Source organism: Salinifilum aidingensis, assembly GCF_054782015.1.
Genome location: NZ_BAAGTH010000009.1, coordinates 15,559 through 32,261, shown reverse-complemented (window position 1 = coordinate 32,261; position 16,703 = coordinate 15,559). Strand labels below are relative to the sequence as shown.

Annotated in this window: 16 protein-coding genes and 2 pseudogenes; 9 read left to right on the top strand and 9 right to left on the bottom strand. The window is 73.0% G+C overall.

Going from position 1 to position 16,703, the window contains the following annotated elements; translation table 11 throughout:
• The first annotated feature begins 151 nt into the window (after positions 1-151).
• From ACYVJE_RS13350 to ACYVJE_RS13330, 5 genes and pseudogenes are all read left to right on the top strand, one after another.
• Positions 152-1,300, top strand: coding sequence for a Gfo/Idh/MocA family protein (locus tag ACYVJE_RS13350; RefSeq protein WP_461144690.1), 1,149 nt, complete (start codon positions 152-154; stop codon positions 1,298-1,300).
• Complete coding sequence (locus tag ACYVJE_RS13345) at positions 1,297-2,472, top strand: dihydrodipicolinate synthase family protein (protein ID WP_461144689.1); 1,176 nt, start codon at positions 1,297-1,299, stop codon at positions 2,470-2,472. The genes ACYVJE_RS13350 and ACYVJE_RS13345 overlap by 4 nt, the downstream gene beginning before the upstream one ends.
• Positions 2,469-3,323 carry a sugar phosphate isomerase/epimerase family protein gene (locus ACYVJE_RS13340; protein ID WP_461144688.1) on the top strand — a complete coding sequence of 285 codons (855 nt, stop codon included), beginning with the start codon at positions 2,469-2,471 and terminating at the stop codon, positions 3,321-3,323. The genes ACYVJE_RS13345 and ACYVJE_RS13340 overlap by 4 nt, the downstream gene beginning before the upstream one ends.
• A 126-nt stretch (positions 3,324-3,449) precedes the next feature.
• Positions 3,450-3,710: pseudogene (locus ACYVJE_RS13335) on the top strand (isochorismatase family protein); the annotation flags it as partial.
• Between the two features lie 103 nt (positions 3,711-3,813).
• On the top strand, positions 3,814-4,326 hold the full coding sequence (locus ACYVJE_RS13330) for a GNAT family N-acetyltransferase (RefSeq protein WP_459155686.1): 513 nt from the start codon (positions 3,814-3,816) through the stop codon (positions 4,324-4,326).
• Between the two features lie 91 nt (positions 4,327-4,417).
• Here the strand turns inward: ACYVJE_RS13330 and ACYVJE_RS13325 are convergent, their stop codons facing one another.
• The 6 genes from ACYVJE_RS13325 to ACYVJE_RS13300 all read right to left on the bottom strand — a co-directional run bounded on the left by ACYVJE_RS13325 (position 4,418) and on the right by ACYVJE_RS13300 (position 9,505).
• The gene (locus tag ACYVJE_RS13325) at positions 4,418-4,702 is read right to left on the bottom strand and encodes a hypothetical protein (RefSeq protein ID WP_459155685.1); all 285 of its coding nucleotides are present in this window, start codon (positions 4,700-4,702) and stop codon (positions 4,418-4,420) included.
• A 252-nt stretch (positions 4,703-4,954) separates the two neighbouring features.
• On the bottom strand, positions 4,955-5,719 hold the full coding sequence (locus ACYVJE_RS13320) for a cation transporter (protein WP_461144687.1): 765 nt from the start codon (positions 5,717-5,719) through the stop codon (positions 4,955-4,957).
• Positions 5,716-6,069, bottom strand: coding sequence for a Cd(II)/Pb(II)-sensing metalloregulatory transcriptional regulator CmtR (gene cmtR / locus ACYVJE_RS13315; RefSeq protein ID WP_459155683.1), 354 nt, complete (start codon positions 6,067-6,069; stop codon positions 5,716-5,718). Before cmtR ends, ACYVJE_RS13320 begins: the two co-directional genes overlap by 4 nt.
• Positions 6,070-6,140: 71 nt before the next feature.
• Positions 6,141-7,568, bottom strand: a complete 1,428-nt coding sequence (rox, locus tag ACYVJE_RS13310) for a rifampin monooxygenase (protein WP_461144686.1) — start codon at positions 7,566-7,568, stop codon at positions 6,141-6,143.
• A 419-nt stretch (positions 7,569-7,987) separates the two neighbouring features.
• The gene (locus ACYVJE_RS13305) at positions 7,988-8,590 is read right to left on the bottom strand and encodes a class I SAM-dependent methyltransferase (RefSeq protein WP_461144685.1); all 603 of its coding nucleotides are present in this window, start codon (positions 8,588-8,590) and stop codon (positions 7,988-7,990) included.
• A 69-nt stretch (positions 8,591-8,659) separates the two neighbouring features.
• Entirely contained in the window at positions 8,660-9,505 is an 846-nt protein-coding gene (locus tag ACYVJE_RS13300) for an alpha/beta fold hydrolase (protein WP_461144684.1), read from the bottom strand.
• A 187-nt stretch (positions 9,506-9,692) separates the two neighbouring features.
• On the opposite strand from ACYVJE_RS13300, the pseudogene ACYVJE_RS13295 reads away from it, so the two are divergent.
• From ACYVJE_RS13295 to ACYVJE_RS13285, 3 genes and pseudogenes are all read left to right on the top strand, one after another.
• Positions 9,693-9,886, top strand: a pseudogene (locus ACYVJE_RS13295) (helix-turn-helix domain-containing protein); the annotation flags it as partial.
• Positions 9,887-10,128: 242 nt separating this feature from the next.
• On the top strand, positions 10,129-10,251 hold the full coding sequence (locus ACYVJE_RS13290) for a recombinase family protein (protein ID WP_461144838.1): 123 nt from the start codon (positions 10,129-10,131) through the stop codon (positions 10,249-10,251).
• Positions 10,248-10,748: a recombinase family protein gene (locus tag ACYVJE_RS13285; protein WP_461144829.1), complete on the top strand. Its 501-nt coding sequence runs from the start codon at positions 10,248-10,250 to the stop codon at positions 10,746-10,748. Before ACYVJE_RS13290 ends, ACYVJE_RS13285 begins: the two co-directional genes overlap by 4 nt.
• 433 nt (positions 10,749-11,181) lie before the next feature.
• On the opposite strand, the gene ACYVJE_RS13280 is transcribed toward ACYVJE_RS13285, so the two are convergent.
• The 3 genes from ACYVJE_RS13280 to ACYVJE_RS13270 are packed head-to-tail and all read right to left on the bottom strand — an operon-like array spanning position 11,182 to position 13,069.
• Entirely contained in the window at positions 11,182-11,547 is a 366-nt protein-coding gene (locus ACYVJE_RS13280) for a hypothetical protein (RefSeq protein WP_461144683.1), read from the bottom strand.
• Entirely contained in the window at positions 11,544-12,374 is an 831-nt protein-coding gene (locus ACYVJE_RS13275; protein WP_461144682.1) for an alpha/beta fold hydrolase, read from the bottom strand. The genes ACYVJE_RS13280 and ACYVJE_RS13275 overlap by 4 nt, the downstream gene beginning before the upstream one ends.
• Complete coding sequence (locus ACYVJE_RS13270) at positions 12,359-13,069, bottom strand: DUF998 domain-containing protein (RefSeq protein WP_461144681.1); 711 nt, start codon at positions 13,067-13,069, stop codon at positions 12,359-12,361. The genes ACYVJE_RS13275 and ACYVJE_RS13270 overlap by 16 nt, the downstream gene beginning before the upstream one ends.
• A gap of 89 nt (positions 13,070-13,158) precedes the next feature.
• Between ACYVJE_RS13270 and lysX the strand changes: the two genes are divergently transcribed.
• Positions 13,159-16,482 carry a bifunctional lysylphosphatidylglycerol synthetase/lysine--tRNA ligase LysX gene (gene lysX / locus ACYVJE_RS13265; RefSeq protein WP_461144680.1) on the top strand — a complete coding sequence of 1,108 codons (3,324 nt, stop codon included), beginning with the start codon at positions 13,159-13,161 and terminating at the stop codon, positions 16,480-16,482.
• Positions 16,483-16,703: the final 221 nt, after the last annotated feature.

Genomic DNA, 16,703 nt, shown 5'->3' with positions numbered 1-16,703 from the left:
CCGATCATCCCGGCACCCACCGGGCGCAGCGCGGGCAACTCCCGGCGCAGGTGCGCACCGCGCCATTCGGAAATCGCTTTCCCGCGATGCTTGCACCGGTTCCCCGACGCGACTTACGCTTGGTAAGCGCTTTCCAGAAAGGTGGTACGGCATGGCCGAGCGAAGGCTGGGCGTCGTCCTGAACGGCGTGACCGGCAGGATGGGGTACCGGCAGCACCTGCTCCGATCGGTGCTCGCCCTGCGGGAGCGGGGCGGGGTCGAGCTCTCCGACGGCACGCGCGTGCAGCTCGACCCGCTCCTGGTCGGCCGCAACGCGGAGAAGCTGCGGGAGCTCGCCGAGCAGCACGGCCTGCAGCGCTGGACCACCGACCTGGACACCGCCCTGTCCGACTCGGACGAGCTGTACTTCGACGCCCAGCTGACCACGGTGCGCGAGCCCGCCATCGCCGAGGCGATCGCCGCGGGCAAGCACGTCTACACCGAGAAGCCGATCGCCGAGGACTGCGACGGCGCACTGCGGCTGGCCCGGCTCGCGCGCGACGCCGGCGTGAAAACCGGTGTGGTGCACGACAAGCTGTACCTGCCCGGGCTGCGCAAACTGCGGCGGCTGGTCGACAGCGGTTTCTTCGGCCGGGTCCTGTCGGTGCGCGGCGAGTTCGGCTACTGGGTCTTCGAGGGGGACCTGCAGCCGGCGCAGCGCCCGAGCTGGAACTACCGCGCCGAGGACGGCGGCGGCATGACCGCCGACATGTTCCCGCACTGGAACTACGTGTTGGAGAACCTCTTCGGCCGGGTGGAGGCGGTCATGGCGAAGACCGCCACGCACATCCCCGAGCGGTGGGACGAGCGCGGGCAGCGCTTCACCGCGACCGCCGACGACGCGGCCTACGGCATCTTCGAGCTCGCCGGCGGCGCCATCGCGCAGATCAACTCCTCGTGGGCGACCCGGGTGCACCGCGACGAGCTGGTGGAGTTCCACGTGGACGGCACGCACGGCAGCGCGGTCGCCGGGCTGCACCACTGCACCGCGCAGCACCGCAACCACACCCCCAAGCCCGTGTGGAACCCCGACCTGGTGGAGACGACCCCGTTCCGGCAGCAGTGGTCCCCCGTGCCGGACAACGCGGAGTTCGACAACGGTTTCAAGGCGCAGTGGGAGGAGTTCATCCGCTTCCTGTCCGATGACGGCCACCACCCGTACGACTTCCTGGCCGGGGTGCGCGGCGTCCGCCTGGCGGAGGCCGCGCTGACGTCCTCGCGCGAGGGCCGCCGCGTGGAGCTCGGGGAGGTGGAACTGTGACCGCGCTGCCACTGCCCCGCCCCGACGGGAGCCTCGCCGAGCACGTGCTGCGCGGCCCGCGCGAGTGGCCGCTCCCCGGAAGTCCGCTCCGGACGCGCGCGGCCTACGCGGCCGCGCACGTGGTGCCGCGGGTGCTCGGTGAGAACGTGCCGGGCGCGCCGGCGGACATCGACTGGGACGCGACCCTGGCCTACCGGCACCGGTTGTGGTCCTACGGCCTCGGCGTGGCCGAGGCGATGGACACCGCGCAGCGCGGCATGGGCGTGGGCTGGCAGCAGGCCGCCGAGCTCGTGCGGCGTTCGGCGGCCGAGGCGCGCTCCGCCGGTGGCGCGATCGCCGCTGGGGCGGGCACGGACCACCTGGATCCCGCGGACGTGCCGCCCGGGCGGGCGGGCCTGGCCGCGGTGCTGGCGGCCTATCGCGAGCAGGTGGAGGTCGTCAGCGGCAGCGGGGCCCGGGTCATCCTGATGGCCTCCCGCGCGCTGGCCGCGGTGGCGCGGTCGGCGGAGGACTACGCCGCGGTGTACGGCACGCTGCTGGAGGAGTCCGACGAACCGGTGATCCTGCACTGGCTGGGGCCGATGTTCGACCCGGCGCTGGCCGGCTACTGGGGCAGCGAGGACATCGCGGCTGCCACGGAGACGTTCCTGGAGATCATCCGCGCCCGCCCGGACAAGGTCGACGGGGTGAAGGTCTCGCTGCTCGACGCCGAGCACGAGGTCGCGCTGCGGCGCCGGCTTCCGGGGGGCGTGCGGCTGTACACCGGCGACGACTTCAACTACCCGGAGCTCGTCGTCGGCGACGGCGCGGAGCACTCGGACGCGCTGCTGGGGGTGTTCGCCGCGATCTACCCCGCCGCGTCCGCGGCGATCCAGGCCCTCGACCGGGGCGAGCCGGCCTCAGCGCGGTCCATCCTGGACGAGACCGGGCCGTTGGGCCGGGTGCTGTTCGCAGCACCCACCTACCACTACAAGACGGGGATCGCGTTCCTGTCCTGGCTCAACGGGCACCAGCCCGGGTTCGCGCTGGCGGGCGGTCTGCACGCGGGCCGTTCGGTGCCCCACCTGGCCGAGGTGTTCCGCCTCGCCGACCAGGCGGGGCTGCTGCGCGACCCGGACCTGGCGGCGGGTCGGATGCGGCAGTTCCTCGCGGTGAACGGAGTGCAGCAGTGACCGAACAGGACGGACTGGCCAGGCTCTCGCTGAACACGGCGACGACGAAGGCGTGGACGGTGCGCGAGGCGGTCGACGGCGCGGCGCGGGCCGGGCTGCCCGCCGTCGGGCTGTGGCGCGACCGGGTGGCCACGGCCGGGTTGGACACCGCGGCGAAGGTCGTCCGCGATGCGGGGGTGCGGGTCTCCAGCCTGTGCCGGGGAGGTTTCCTCACAGCCTCCGATCCGCGGGGCGTGCAGGCCGCGCTCGCGGACAACCGCGCCGCGGTGGTCGAGGCCGCCACCCTGGGCTCCGACGCGCTGATCCTCGTGGTCGGCGGTCTTCCCCCGGGCGAGCGCGATCTGGCGGGAGCGCGGTCGCGGGTCGCCGACCGGCTGGCCGAACTGGTGCCGTTCGCCCGCGAGCACGGGGTGCGCTTGGTGCTCGAGCCGCTGCACCCGATGTACGCCGCGGACCGCGCGGTGCTCTCCACGCTGGAGCAGGCGCTCGACCTCGCCGAGCCGCACCCGGCGGAGGCCGTGGCCGTGGTCGTGGACTCCTTCCACGTCTTCTGGGACCCGAAGGTGCAGCAGAGCATCGCGCGGGCCGGTCGCGCGGGGCGCATCGCCGCCTACCAGGTGTGCGACTTCAACCTCCCGATCGCGGCCGATCCGCTGCTGTCGCGAGGCATGATGGGGGACGGCGTCATCGATTTCGCCGCGCTGACCCGCGCGGTCGCGGCCGCCGGCTACACCGGTGACGTGGAGGTGGAGATCTTCAACGCCGACGTCTGGGCCACTCCCGGGGACGCGGTCATCGCCACGATGGTCGACCGCTACCGCGAACTGGTGCTGCCGCACCTGGAGGGGTGAGCGCCGGTCGCGCGGCGGGGTGGGGAATACTCGCGGACGTGGAGCTACCGGAACCGATCGCGCCCGAGCTGGACGCGCTGGCGCTGGTCCTCGTCGACGTGCAGCGGGCGTTCGACGACGCGGAGCCTCGACGCCTGGCTGGGTTCCCGAGGCCTGGACGGCTTCGTGCTGGCCGGGATCACCACCAACCACTGTTGCGAGACCACGGCCCGCGTCGGCGGCAACCTGGGCCACCGCGTCCTGCTGGCCCTGGACGCCACGCACACCTTCGACCGGCGCGGCCCCGACGGGACACCGGTCACCGCGGAGGAGCTCACCCGTATCACCGCCGCCAACCTCCACGGGGAGTTCGCGACCGTCGTCAACACCCACCAGCTGCTGCGGTAGGACGTCCCCGCGAGCGCGCTCCGGCGCGCCCGCGGGTGCCCACCTGCTGGACACTTCTCGATGCCCGCACGAACCTCGCTGCAGAAACGGATTTCCACCCGCCATGCGCACCACGTGGAGCACGCGCGCCGAGACCGGCGCCGACGTCCCCGTCATCCGCGAGATCAACCTGGCGGCCTTTCCCACCGCTGAGGAGGCCGACCTCGTCGACGCGCTGCGCGCCGACCCGGCCGCGTGGATCGAGGGGTTGTCGCTCGTCGCTGCGGACGAGAACGGCGAACTCGTCGGCCACGCGCTGCTGACCCGCTGCCACATCGGCGAGGTCCCGGCGCTGTGCCTGGCCCCGTGCGCCGTGCTGCCCGAGCGGCAGCGCAGCGGGGCGGGGTCCGCGGCCATCCGCGCGGCCCTCGCCGCGGCCGCGACCATGGGTGAGCACCACGTCGTCGTGCTGGGGCATGCGACGTACTACCCCAGGTTCGGCTTCACCCGCGCCTCGGCGCACGGCATCGGGCTGAGCGTCGACGTCCCGGACGAGTCGTTGATGGCCCTGAGCCTCGACGCCGAGCACCCGCTGCCGAGCGGAACCGTGCACTACGCCGCCGCGTTCGGGATCTGATCCCTCCAGGCCCTCGGCGCCGCGCGGGGCGGGGCTCGGCCAGGCTTGCCCTGGTCGTGGCTCGCCCCGCCGACGTCGGCCGGACCGGCTCCTACTGGACGCCTCCCGAGGCCGCGGGCAGTTCGGGGGCGCGGCGCCACAGCTGCAGCGTGCGGGTGCGCAGTTCGCCGCTGTCGGCCACCGGGCCGCCGTGCGCCGAGGCGCACGTGACGTACCAGGGCGCGCATTCCAGCATCGTCTGCAGCACGTCCAGGTAGGCGACCTGCTCGCAGGTGCCCCACTCCAACCAGCCGGCGATCCACCGCAGCGGTGTCCAGTCGCCGTCCATCTCGTCCACGTGCGCGGCGAGCGCGTTGAGCAGCGTTGTCTCCGGCACCGTCGTGTGTCCCCCTTTCGGAGTTGCGTCCGTCTGGGGTGCGACGGGCACGACGGCGAGGCATGACGCCGACCTCGGCCGACCGCCTGCGTGTCGCGGTGGCCACGCGTGGTGACGGGTCCGCGGGCGCCCGCCGCTCCGGCCGCGGCGGTGGGCGCAGTCCCCGCCGCGCGAACGGCGTGGGTGGCGGCGTCCGCGCGGAGGCGGTGGAGCAGCTGTCCCCTCGCACCGGGGTTCCGCGCGGCGGGCTCGTCAGCAGCACTGGTCGCCGTCGTCGGTGCGCGGTGTGGCCAGGGCCAGCCCGGTGGGGGCGCAGCAGTTGTCGCCCCGCCAGGCTTCGCGGCCTTCCTTGACCGCGACCACGGCGAGGACCAGCGCCACCGCCGGATCGGCCCACGACCAGCCCAACAGGCTGTTGAGCAGCAGTCCGACCAGCAGCACGCCGGAGAGGTAGGTGCACAGCAGCGTCTGCTTGGAGTCGGCCACGGCGCTGGCCGAGCCGAGCTGCCGCCCCGCGTGGCGCTGGGCCAACGACAGGGCCGGCATGATCGCCACCGACAGGGCGGCCAGCACGATGCCGACCGTGGAGGGCTCCGCACCGGCCCCGCCGGCCAGCGAGCGGATCGCCTCGACGGTGACGTAGGCGGCCAGCACGAAGAACGACACGGCGATCACGCGCAGCGCGGTGCGCTCGCGGGACTGGCGCGCCGCGGCGTCGCGGGCGGAGAACTGCCAGCCCACGGCGGCGGCCGAGGCGACCTCGATGACCGAGTCGAGGCCGAAGCCGATCAGCGCGGTCGACGAGGCCAGCACACCGGCGGTGATGGCCACGACCGCCTCGACGACGTTGTAGCTGATCGTGGCCGCGACGAGCAGCCGGATCCGCCGGGACAGCACCGCCTGGCGCTGCGGGGTGGGGCCGCTCGTCGCGGTGGCGGGTGCGGGGCAGCAGCCGTCGGCGCAGGCCTCGTCGCTCGCGGCCGCTGCGGAGGTCTCGTCGCGGGGGTGCGTGCTCATGCCGTGGCCACCTCCCCGGCCGCGGTGGCGGGTGGCTCGTCGAGGCAGGCCTCGGACGTGTCGACGGCCAGGACCACCTGGACGAGTTCGCGCAGCGCCTCGGCCAGGTGCGCGTCGGCGAGGTCGTAGCGCACCTGCCGTCCTTGGTAGGTGGCCGCGACGAGTCCGCAGCCGCGCAGGCAGGCCAGGTGGTTGGACACCTTCGACCGGCTCAGGCCGAGGGCCTCGGCCAGTTGTCCCGGGTAGTGCGTGCCGTCCAGCAGCGCGGTGAGGATGCGGCACCGCGTCGGGTCGGCCAGGGCCCGGCCGACCCGGACGAGCGCGTCCTGGCGGGTCTCACCTGTCAACATGCGTCCAACAGTACAGCAGAAGCTGAATTACAGTACAGGCTGAACTGTTCGGGCCCGGGACACCGGCGCGTTCACCCGGAGGACGCGCCGAACCACCTCGGCAGCTGGCCGAGCAGCTCCGCCTGGTCCTCACCGGCCCAGGCCACGTGACCGTCCGGCCGCAGCAGCACCGCGGGCACGTCCAGCTCCTCGCTGCCGTCCACGACGTGGTCGACCCGGTCGGACCACCCGGCGACCGAGAGCCGACCGGTGCTGTCCAGCAGCAGCCCGCGACCGCCGCGCAGCAACTCGTAGAGGCGGCCCCGCTGCAGGGCGATGTCGCGCATCCGCTTGCCGAGCAGCTCGTGGCCGTCACCGAAGTCGTAGCGGACCCCGAGCGCGGTGATCTTCTCGATCAGGTACCGGTTCACCTCCTCGACGTCCATCAGCTCCGCCACCAGCCGCCGCACCGACCGCGGCCCCGGCTCGGAGGACAGCAGCTCGGTCTGCGCGCGGGTGTTCTCCAGCACGTCGGCGGCCACGGGGTGCCGTTCGGTGTGGTAGCTGTCCAGCAACCCCTCCGGGGCCCACCCGCCGACCTCGGCGGCCAGTTTCCACCCGAGGTTGAACGCGTCCTGGATGCCGAGGTTGAGCCCCTGCCCGCCGGTCGGCGGGTGAACGTGCGCCGCGTCGCCGGCCAGCAGCGCCCGGCCGCTCCGGTAGCGCTCGGCCTGCCGGGTGGCGTCGCCGAAGCGGGAGAGCCAACGCGGTGCGTGCACGCCGAAGTCGGTCCCGGCGGTCGCCCGCAGCTGTTGTTTGAGCTCCTCGAGGCTCGGCGGGACCGAGCGGTCCGCGGCCACCCCCTCGGCGGGCACGATGACGCGGTACACCCCTCCTCCGAGGGGAACGGTGCCGAACCGCTTCTGGCTCCTGCGGACGTCGGCCACCACGGCGGCCAGCGTCTCCGCCGGCACGGCCACCTCCACCTCGCCCAGCAGCGTCTCGACCCTGGTGGGCTCGCCCGGGAAGCCGATGCCGAGCAGTTCGCGCACCGCGCTGCGGCCGCCGTCGCAGCCGACGAGGTAGCGCGAGCGCAGCTGCGTGCCGTCGGCCAGCTCGGCGGTCACCGCGCGTTCGTCCTGGCGCAGCGCCACCAGTTCGCAACCGCGGCGTATCTCGGCGCCGAGCTCGGTGGCGTGCTCGGCCAGCAACTCCTCGGTGGTGCTCTGCGGGATGGCGAGGACGTACGAGTGCGCGGTGTCCAGCTGGTCCGGCCACGGTTTGTCGATGCCGGCGAAGAAGCCACCCGCCACGACCTGCTCGCCGCGCGCGAGGAACCGCTCCAGCAGGCCGCGCTGGTCCAGCACCTCGATGCTGCGCGCGTGCAGCCCGAGCGCGCGGACGTGCCCGGTCGGCGCCGGCTCCCTCTCCAGCACGAGGGTGCGCACACCGTGCAGCCGCAACTCGCCGGCCAGCATCATGCCCGTCGGCCCGCCCCCGACCACGATCACGTCGATCACGAAACCCCCCGTGCGGCGAGGTCGAATCCAACACCGCGAACGCGTTGCGCGTGCTCGGAGTCCGGACAGAACGCTTTCGGAGGAACTTGTGCTGCTCTCCGGCGAGCGCGGTTTCGCGGTGACAGCGGCACACGCATCTCACGACCCCATTTCCGCAGATTCCGGCAACGACCGGCGAATTCTGCGGTACGACCCGGGTCTTGCCGCAAGTACCCCGGTGCGCTATAAAGTGAGAACGGGACGGAGCGCTCCCCCTCGTCCCGCCTCTGCCCTCCTCTCTCCGTCGCCGGATTCGCCGTCCTCGTCCGTCGTGGACGGACGCGCTCCCGCGCAGCGGTTCCGCACCGCTGACGATCACCAGCAGGGCGGTCGAGCGGGGTGCGCGAGGGGGATCCGCTTCCGTGCGCAGCGTAGCGGTATCAGTCGGGTGCGCGTCGTGCGTGCAGTTGCCCAGCGGTGCTGGCCATGCGGCCAGGTGGTTCCCACGTCCAGGTGCGAACGTCAGCAAATCCCGCCGCGGACACCGTCTCGGCCAGAGCGGTCAGCCCACCGGGGAGCCACTTCTGGTGCGCCGAGAGCAGGAGCCGGCCGCCAGGGCGCAGCACCCGGTGCAGCTCGCGGCATCCGGCCTGCCGATCCGACCAGATCTGCACGTTGTTGACGGAGATCACGACATCTACCGAGCGGTCTGGTTGCTCGGTGTGCTCTGCGGTCGCCTGCACCAGCCGCACCCGCCCCCGTTGGATGAGCTCAGCGCATCGTCGTCGGCACGCGTCGAGCATCGCCCCTGACGGGTCGAGACCAATCGCCTGGGCCGAGCGCTGTGCTGCCGCTTGCAGTCCGATGCCGGGGCCCGGCCCCAGCACCAGCACGATCTCCTGTTCACGGGGTGCGGCGAGGGTGACCACGCGCCGTTCGGTGGCGGCGTTGCCATGGGCCATCAACCAGCCGCCCAGCCGACCGAACAGGCCGCTCGGGCGCCCGAAGCCTTTCTCCGCCAGCCGCGCGCTGAGAGTCGCCACAGAAGCATTTCAGCACACAGCCGATCCCCGAACATCCGGGATGGCCCCGAGGATCGGAAACGATCCCGCTCAGGGATCCTCCTGCGGGGCACAGGCGGGCTGCTCGAAGGTCGACGTGAGGTGGGCCAGAAGCTGTGCCGGTGCGTCCTCCTGCAGGACGTGGCCGGCGCCGTCGATCCAGTGCAGCTCGGCGTGCGGGATCCGGTCGTGCAGCCAGCGCGCGTAACGGGGTGGGAGGATGCGGTCCTCGGAGCCCCAGATCAGGCGCGTCGGGATGGTGATCCCGCCGAGCAGGTGCTCGTACTCCGCCGTGTGCTCCTGCTTGATCTGGCTGTACTGGCGGTAGAAGGCGGCCTGTCCGGTGTCACCGCGCCAGGGGGCGAGGAACGCGTCGAGGACCGCCGGCCGGTAGCCGAGGTTGGTGGCGTGGCGCATGTGCCCGGCGACGAGTTCTCGGTGGACGTAGTCGGGAAGCTGGTGGAACACCTCGGGGTGCTCCAGGATGAGCTGGAAGAGGCCGCGTTCCCACTCGCCGCCGCTCACGGCGTCGAACAGGGTGAGATCTCGGAAGCTCGCCCCTTCCAGCAGCATGCTCCGCAGCGTGACCGCCCCACCGATGTCGTGGGCCACGACGCTGGGGTGGGACAGTTCCCAGTGCTCGAGGAGCTGGGCGAAGTTCCGGGCGTGCGCGGCGAGGCTGAGGTCTTGACCCTCGCGTTGCTCGGACTGGCCGAAGCCGAGCAGGTCGAATACGTAGACCCGCCGCGTTCGAGCGAGTGCCGGCGCGAGGTCACGCCAGAGGAAGGATGAGTACGGCGTGCCGTGCACGAGCACGAGCGGCTCCCCGCTTCCCAGGGCCGTCCACCGGATCGTCCCGCCCGGTGTTTCGAACTCGTCGTCCAGTGACCAGGTCATCGTGGTTCTCCCGTTGTGGTGCATTCTCGGCGTGCTCGTACAGCGCAGGGTCGACCTCGTCCCGACACCGGCGATGGCTTCGACAATGTCGCCGCCCTGGACGCGCGAGAAACGCTTCCTATACTGATCTGTGAAGTTACCTGCTCGACTGTAGGTACACAGACCTGTGAAGTCAACTGGGGTGATGATGAGCACCGACACCCGACCGGAGCAACCGCTGACGCCAGGCGCCCAGCGGATCCTCGACGTTGCCTCGGAGCTGTTCTGCTGGCGCGGCATCCACGCCGTCGGCGTCGACACCATCGCCGCCGAATCCGGCGCGACCAAGGGACCCTCTACGACCGATTCGGGTCGAAGGACAACCTCGTCGCCGCCTACGTCGTCAGCTACGCCATCACGAACGACACGTCAGCTGTGACTGCCACTCGCGCGGCCGCGAAGATCCTCGTGGCCGGCACGCTACCTGGCCATCTAGCCGACCGCCCCTCGTCCCGCTAGCCGAACCCCCACCGGACAGCCACTGCGGCGGTGTTTCACGGCCCGGGGCCTGGACCTGCGGCGTCTCACATACCGGGTCCGGTGAAAATCTCACTTGTCGGGTGCTGACCGTACGGTCCGCACCCATGAGCGCCACGATCATCGGCTACGCGCGCTGCTCCACCGACGAACAAGACGTCACCGCCCAACGCCAGCGGCTGGGCGAGCTCGGCGTCGCCGACGAGCGGATCTACCTCGACCACGGCTGACCGGCACCACCCGAGCCCGCCCCGGGCTGGATCAGGCACTCGCCGCCGTCCGCGACGGCGACACGCTCGCGGTTCCGAAACTCGACCGGCTCGCCCGCTCCGTCCCGGACGCTCGCGCCATCGGCGACTCACTGGCCGAACGAGGCATCAAGCTCTCCCTCGGCGGACAGGTCTACGACCCGGCCGACCCCATGGAAAAGATGTTCTTCACCATCCTGACCACCTTCGCCGAATTCGAAGTCGACCTCCTGCGGGCCAGGACCAAGGAAGGCATGGCCGTGGCCACGGGCAAGCTCCGCGGCAAACAGCCCAAGCTCTCGACCAAGCAGCAGCGCGAGCTCGTGCGCATGTACAGCACCGGGAACGACACATCAACGATCTCGCCGAGCTGTTCTCGATCGGCAGGGCCACCGTATACCGCACCCTGCAGCGGAATGGCGGCTCATGACACGTTCCTCATGACATCTGAACGGCCGTTGTCGCCCGCGGATGCCTGACACGTTCTCGGTCTGCCAAGACCTCCGGTAAGGCTGGCTTCGCTGCTCGGTAGCGGCCGTTCATGGTGGCCTTGGCTTGCTGGTAGACGTCTTTCGTGCCTCGGGACTCGAAGTCCTGACGTTGCTGATCGTGGTCCAAGCCCGTTCGCGCGGCGAGGAACTCTTCTTCTCCCAGGTGCACCTGCACGGCGGGCCCGCCCCGGTGCGCCGCTTCCTGCCCGAACTGGTCGACCTGATCTGGCAGCGCGCTCGACCCCGGCAAGGTCTTCGACCTCACCCTTCCACTGGAACAGGCCCCCGAGGCGTACCGGGCCATGGACCAGCGCCGCGCCATCAAGGCGCTGCTGACCCCCTGACCCCTGCTGCGCTGGGGGGAGAAGGGGAGGAACAATGCCGACCACCACCGGGTGCGCCGCCGTTGCCGTGGAATCCGTCACCGGTGCTGCCCGAGGTGCTCGGTGCGGAACACCTCGGTGCCGGCGAGCAGCACGCGGAAGCTCACCTGCTGGTGCTCGGTGCCGGCCGCGGTGACCCGACCGAACGCCACGACCGGTCGTCCGCGGGCGGTGACGGCGGTGCAGCGCGTGCTGAACGCCTGAGCGGGGCGGATCCGCGCAGCGCCCGGGCTGCGGCACTCCGGTCCGCGGACCGCGGCGATGCCGTGGCGGTCGAACGCGGTGCGCAGGTCCCGCTGCACGGCGTTGTGGTAGGCGGTCACCGAGACGACCTTGCCCGGATCGGCGCACCCGGCCAGGGTCGCCAGCACCAGCGCGACGACCAGCAGCCCCCGCCCGCTCATCGCGCTGCCCCGCTGCCGGCGACGGCGGCCACGGCCGCCACCACCCGGTCCGGGCGCTCCCACGCGAGGTGGTGGCGCGCCGCGGGCAGGAGCTCGTGCTCGGCGCGCAGCACCCCGGCGAGTCGGCGGTGGCACCGCCGCCAGCGCCGCGCCGCCGGTGACGGCGTGCCGGCGGTGGCGGTGAGGATCCGCACGGCCACCGCGGGAAACCGCGTGCGCTGCCGCAGCGCGGCGAGATCACCCAACATGCCCGGGTAGGCGAGGTACTCCTGCCAGGCGGCGGTCCAGGCGGTGGCCGAGCGGAACGCGGCACGCCCCCGCCTGCGCACCTCCTCGGGAACGGGCCTGCTGGTCTGCCCGCGCGCGAGGAGCGACCACGCGGCCGGACCGAGCCGCGCGGTCACGCCGAGGTGCTGCGCGCCGTCCGCGAACGCGCGCCCGCAGCGCTCGGCCGCGCCCCGCCACCGCTGCGGCCGCCCCGGACGGCCGGGTCCGCAGCTCGGGTCGAGCAGGACCAGGCCGCGCACCAGCTCGGGGTGGCACCGGGTCATCGCCTCGGCGTGCAGGCCGGCCACCGAGTGCGCCACGAGCACCACCCCGCCGGGCACGTCGGCGGCGACGGCCGCGAGCGCACCGGCCTCCTCGCGCAGGCTCGGCACTCCGGCACGCGGCGGGGCGCTGCCCAGGCCGGGCCGCTCGACGCGGAGCAGGCGGTGCCGCCGGGCCAGGTCCTCGACCACCGGCAGCCAGTCGTGGGCGGTGCCTGCCATCCCCGGTGTCAGCAGCAGCGGCGGATCGCCGGACCCGCCGGTCACGACGTTGAGCACGTCTCCCCTCCCCCCTCGCAGACGGCCAGGGCCACCAGCCAGGTCGAGATCCCGGCGAGCTGCACGCGCTGGAGCACTCCGGCGCCGGTGCCGAGCACCAGCGCCGCCAGCGTGAGCACCGTCGCCGCCGCGGTGACGGCCAGCCACGTCCACGCCCACCGCGGCGGCGGGCCCGGGCCGCCCTCGCGGGCCGCGGCGAGGGCGAACGCCGCCATGCCGGCCAGGGCCGCCGCGCCGGCCAGCGAGCTGGTCAGGGCGTGCAGCTCGTGCGACAGCGACAACGTCCCGGCGAGCTCGCGCACCGCGCAGGCCGCGTCGACGAAGGGGGCGCAGTCCATCGGCGTGAACGCCGCGTCGGTGGTGGTGGCCAGGCCGAACACCGCGACACCGGCCCACCCGGTCACCGCCCGGCGACCCGGTCGCCGCCGCAACCCGCCCACCGCGGCGGCGGTGGCGCACAGCCCGGCGAGCACGTCGCCGGTGCGGAAGAACGCGCTGCCCGGTTGGTCGCGCGCGGCGAGCTCGCTGACGTAACCGTCGACCACGTCCATCCCGGGGTTGACCCACGGGCCGGCCAGCCACGCGGCGTAGAGCAGGCCGGCGGCCAGCAGCAGGCCGCAGCGGCCGCGCCCGGCCGGTGGACTACCACCGGTGGCGGTGCCCCGGCAGGTGCGGGCACCGGACTCGTCGACCATGCGCCGTCCTAAGCTCCCGGTTGGCATTGCTGGTTCGATCTGTGGTCGCCGACCCGCGCTCGCAGGGGCGCACGAACGCGGAGGAGTCGATGAACCGGAGGCCCGTCGGCACGCCGACCGAAGTGCTCCAGGCCGCCCAGTCGAGCTGGACCGCCCGCGTGCCGCGCGTCGTGGTCGCCGCGCTGGTGGTGATCTCCGTGCTCTCCGGCCTGTCCGCGGTCGGTTCGGTGTTCCACGGTAGCCAGCCGGTGCGCGAGTTCGTGGACGAGTACGTCTTCCCCGCCCCGGCCAACCTCGGCTACGCCGCGTTCGTGCTGGTGCTGGCCGCGGCGCTGGCCCGGCGCAAACGCGTGGCCTACTGGATCCTGCTGCTCGTGCTCGGGCTGCAGCTGGTGCTGGCGGCCCTGGCCGGGCTGGTGCTGGTGCTGGCGCCGGCGCAGCAGCTGGGAGCGCGCCTGCCGCCGTGGGTGCCGTGGGCGCTGGCGGGCACGGTGCTGTTCACCGCCGCGGTGCTGGGGGTGCTGGCCGCGGCGAGCCGCCAGTTCTACGGCCGGGTGCAGCGGGGCAGCGTGCCGCAGGCGTTGAGCGTGTTCGCGCTGCTGGTCGCCACCTCCGTGGGTCTCGGGTACGCGCTGGTGAGCCTCTTCCCGGGCTCGTTGGAGAGCCCGGCCGACCGGTTGAGCTGGACGGTCGAGCGGGCTCTCGGCGGCGCGGTCACCTTCGACCTCACCCGCTTCGGCCACGCGCCGGGCTGGGTGAACCTGGTGCTGGGGCTGCTCGGCATGACCACGATGCTGGCGACCCTGGCGGTGATGTTCCGGGCGCAGCGCACGGCCTCGGAGCTGCACGCCGCGGACGAGCGGCGGGTGCGGGCGCTGCTCGACGAGTACGGCGAGCGGGACTCGCTGGGCTACTTCGCCACCCGCCGGGACAAGGCGGTGCTGTTCTCGCCCAGCGGCAAGGCCGCCATCAGCTACCGGGTGGTGGCCGGGGTGTGCCTGGCCAGCGGTGACCCGATCGGGGATCCGGAGGCCTGGCCGCCGGTGATCGACCGGTGGCTGGCCCTGTGCCGGGAGTACACCTGGCGACCGGCGGTTCTGGGCGCGGGTGAGCAGGGCGCGCGGGCCTACTCGCGGGCGGGTGTGAAGATCCTGCAGCTCGGTGACGAGGCGGTCGTGGACACCGCGGCGTTCACCCTCGCCGGGCGGGAGATGCGGCCGGTGCGGCAGGCGGTGCAGCGGTTGCAGCGCGACGGGTACGCGGTGCGCTGCCGCCGCCACGGCGACGTGCCGGCCGCGGACATGGCCGAGGCCGTGCGGCTGGCCTCGGCCTGGCGCAGCACCGACGCCGAACGCGGCTTCTCCATGGCGCTGGGCCGGTTGGGCGATCCCGCCGACGCGGACTGCGTGCTCGTCGAAGCGCTCGACCCGCGCGGTCAGGTCCGCGCGCTGCTGTCGCTGGCCCCGTGGGGGCGGCGCGGGTTGTCGCTGGACCTCATGCGGCGCGACCGCGAGGCCGACAACGGCCTGGTCGAGCTGATGGTGTGCACGCTGATCGGCGAGGCCTCCCGGTTCGGGGTGCGGCGGATCTCGCTGAACTTCGCGGTGTTCCGCTCCGCCTTCGAGGAGGGCGCCCGCCTCGGCGCCGGGCCGGTGCTCAAGATCTGGCGCGGGCTGCTGCAGTTCTTCTCCCGCTGGTGGCAGCTGGAGTCGCTGTACCGGTCGAACGCGAAGTACCACCCGCACTGGGTGCCGCGTTTCGTCGGCTTCACCGACCGGCGCGACCTGGGCCGGGTCGGCCTGGCAGCGGGGTTGGCCGAGGGGTTCGTGCCGGACCTGGGCCGCACCCGCCAGCGCGCCGCGGTGGCCGACGCGCCGGAGCAGCGGGTGCCGCAGCGGCCCGAGCCCGTCGCCGAGGAGGAGCACCAGCGGCTGCCCGAGCAGGTGCGGGTCCGGCGGCAGAAGCTCGACGAGCTGCGCGCCGGCGGCGTCGAGCCGTACCCGGTGGCGGTGCCGCGGGAGACGAGCCTCGGCGAGCTGCGCGCGCATCACGAGGGGCTCGCCGCGGACACGCGCACCGGCGTGCGCACCGCGATCGCCGGGCGGGTCATGCTGCTGCGCGACCACGGCGGGCTGTGCTTCGCCACCGTGCGCGATTTCACCGGCACCCTGCAGGTGATGCTGTCCACCCAGGACACCGGTGCGGAGTCGCTGCGGTCGTGGCGCCGGCAGGTCGACCTCGGCGATCACGTCTCGGTGCGCGGTGAAGTGATCACCACCCGCCACGGCGAGCTGTCGGTGCTGGCCGCGTCGTGGACGCTGGCGGCGAAGTGCCTGCACCCGCTGCCGGAGAAGCACACGGGACTGTCCGATCCCGAAACCCGCGCGCGGAAGCGGTCGGTGGACCTGCTGTCCGGTTCCGCGGGGCGGCAGGTGCTGTCCGCGCGCAGCGCCACGATGCAGGCGCTGCGCGCGACCCTGCTCGAGCAGGACTACCTGGAGGCCGACACCCCGATCCTGCAGCCGGTGCACGGCGGGGCGACCGCGCGGCCGTTCTGCACCCACCTCAACGCGCACAACATGCCGATGTACCTGCGGATCGCGCCCGAGCTGTACCTCAAGCGGCTGTGCGTCGGCGGGGTGGAGAGGGTCTTCGAACTCGGCCGCACGTTCCGCAACGAGGGCATCTCGCCGAAGCACAACCCCGAGTTCACGATGCTGGAGGCCTACCAGGCCCACGCCGACTACGCGGTGATGCGCCAGGTGTGCCGGCAGCTCGTGCTGGCCGCGGCCAGCGCCGCCCTCGGCACCACCGTGCTGCAGCAGCCGGGTCCGGACGGGCAGCTGGCGAAGGTCGACCTGGCCGCGGACTGGCCCGTCGTGCCCGTCCACGAGGCCGTCTCGCGGGCCGTGGGCGAGCCGGTCACGCCGGACACCCCGGTGCGGAGGCTGCGTGGGATCGCCGAGCGGTCCGGGGTGCGCTGCACCGCCGACGCGGCGGGCGAGCTCGTGCTGGAGCTGTACGAGCAGCTGGTCGAGCGGCACACCACCGCCCCGGTGTTCTACACCGACTTCCCCATCGAGGTCTCGCCGCTGACCCGCCAGCACCGCGCGGACGAGCGGCTGGCCGAGCGGTGGGACCTGGTGGCCTTCGGGACCGAGCTGGCCACGGCCTACTCGGAGCTGATCGACCCGGTCGAGCAGCGGCGGCGGCTGGTGGAGCAGTCGCGGTTGGCCGCCGGGGGCGATCCGGAGGCGATGCAGCTCGACGAGGACTTCCTCGACGCCCTCGAATACGCCATGCCCCCCACCGGTGGTCTCGGCATGGGCGTCGACCGGCTGGTGATGCTGCTGCTGGGCAAGTCGATCCGGGAGACGCTGCCGTTCCCGTTCGTGCGACCGCGGGGACGGTGATCCGCGGGAGCGGCCGCCTACCGGGTTCACCGCTGCCCGCTGCACGTGTCGGGTGCGGAAACCGCGCCGACCAGTGCGCCCGCTTCGTTCTGCGGCCACCGGGGTTTCACCGCTCACCCGCCCGCGACGAGCTCCGGTGGGACGGGCCGCCCCACCGGAGCTCGAAATGCCGGGTTCGCGAAGCACCTCGTGTGTCCTGTCCTACACGTGCGCTCACCACA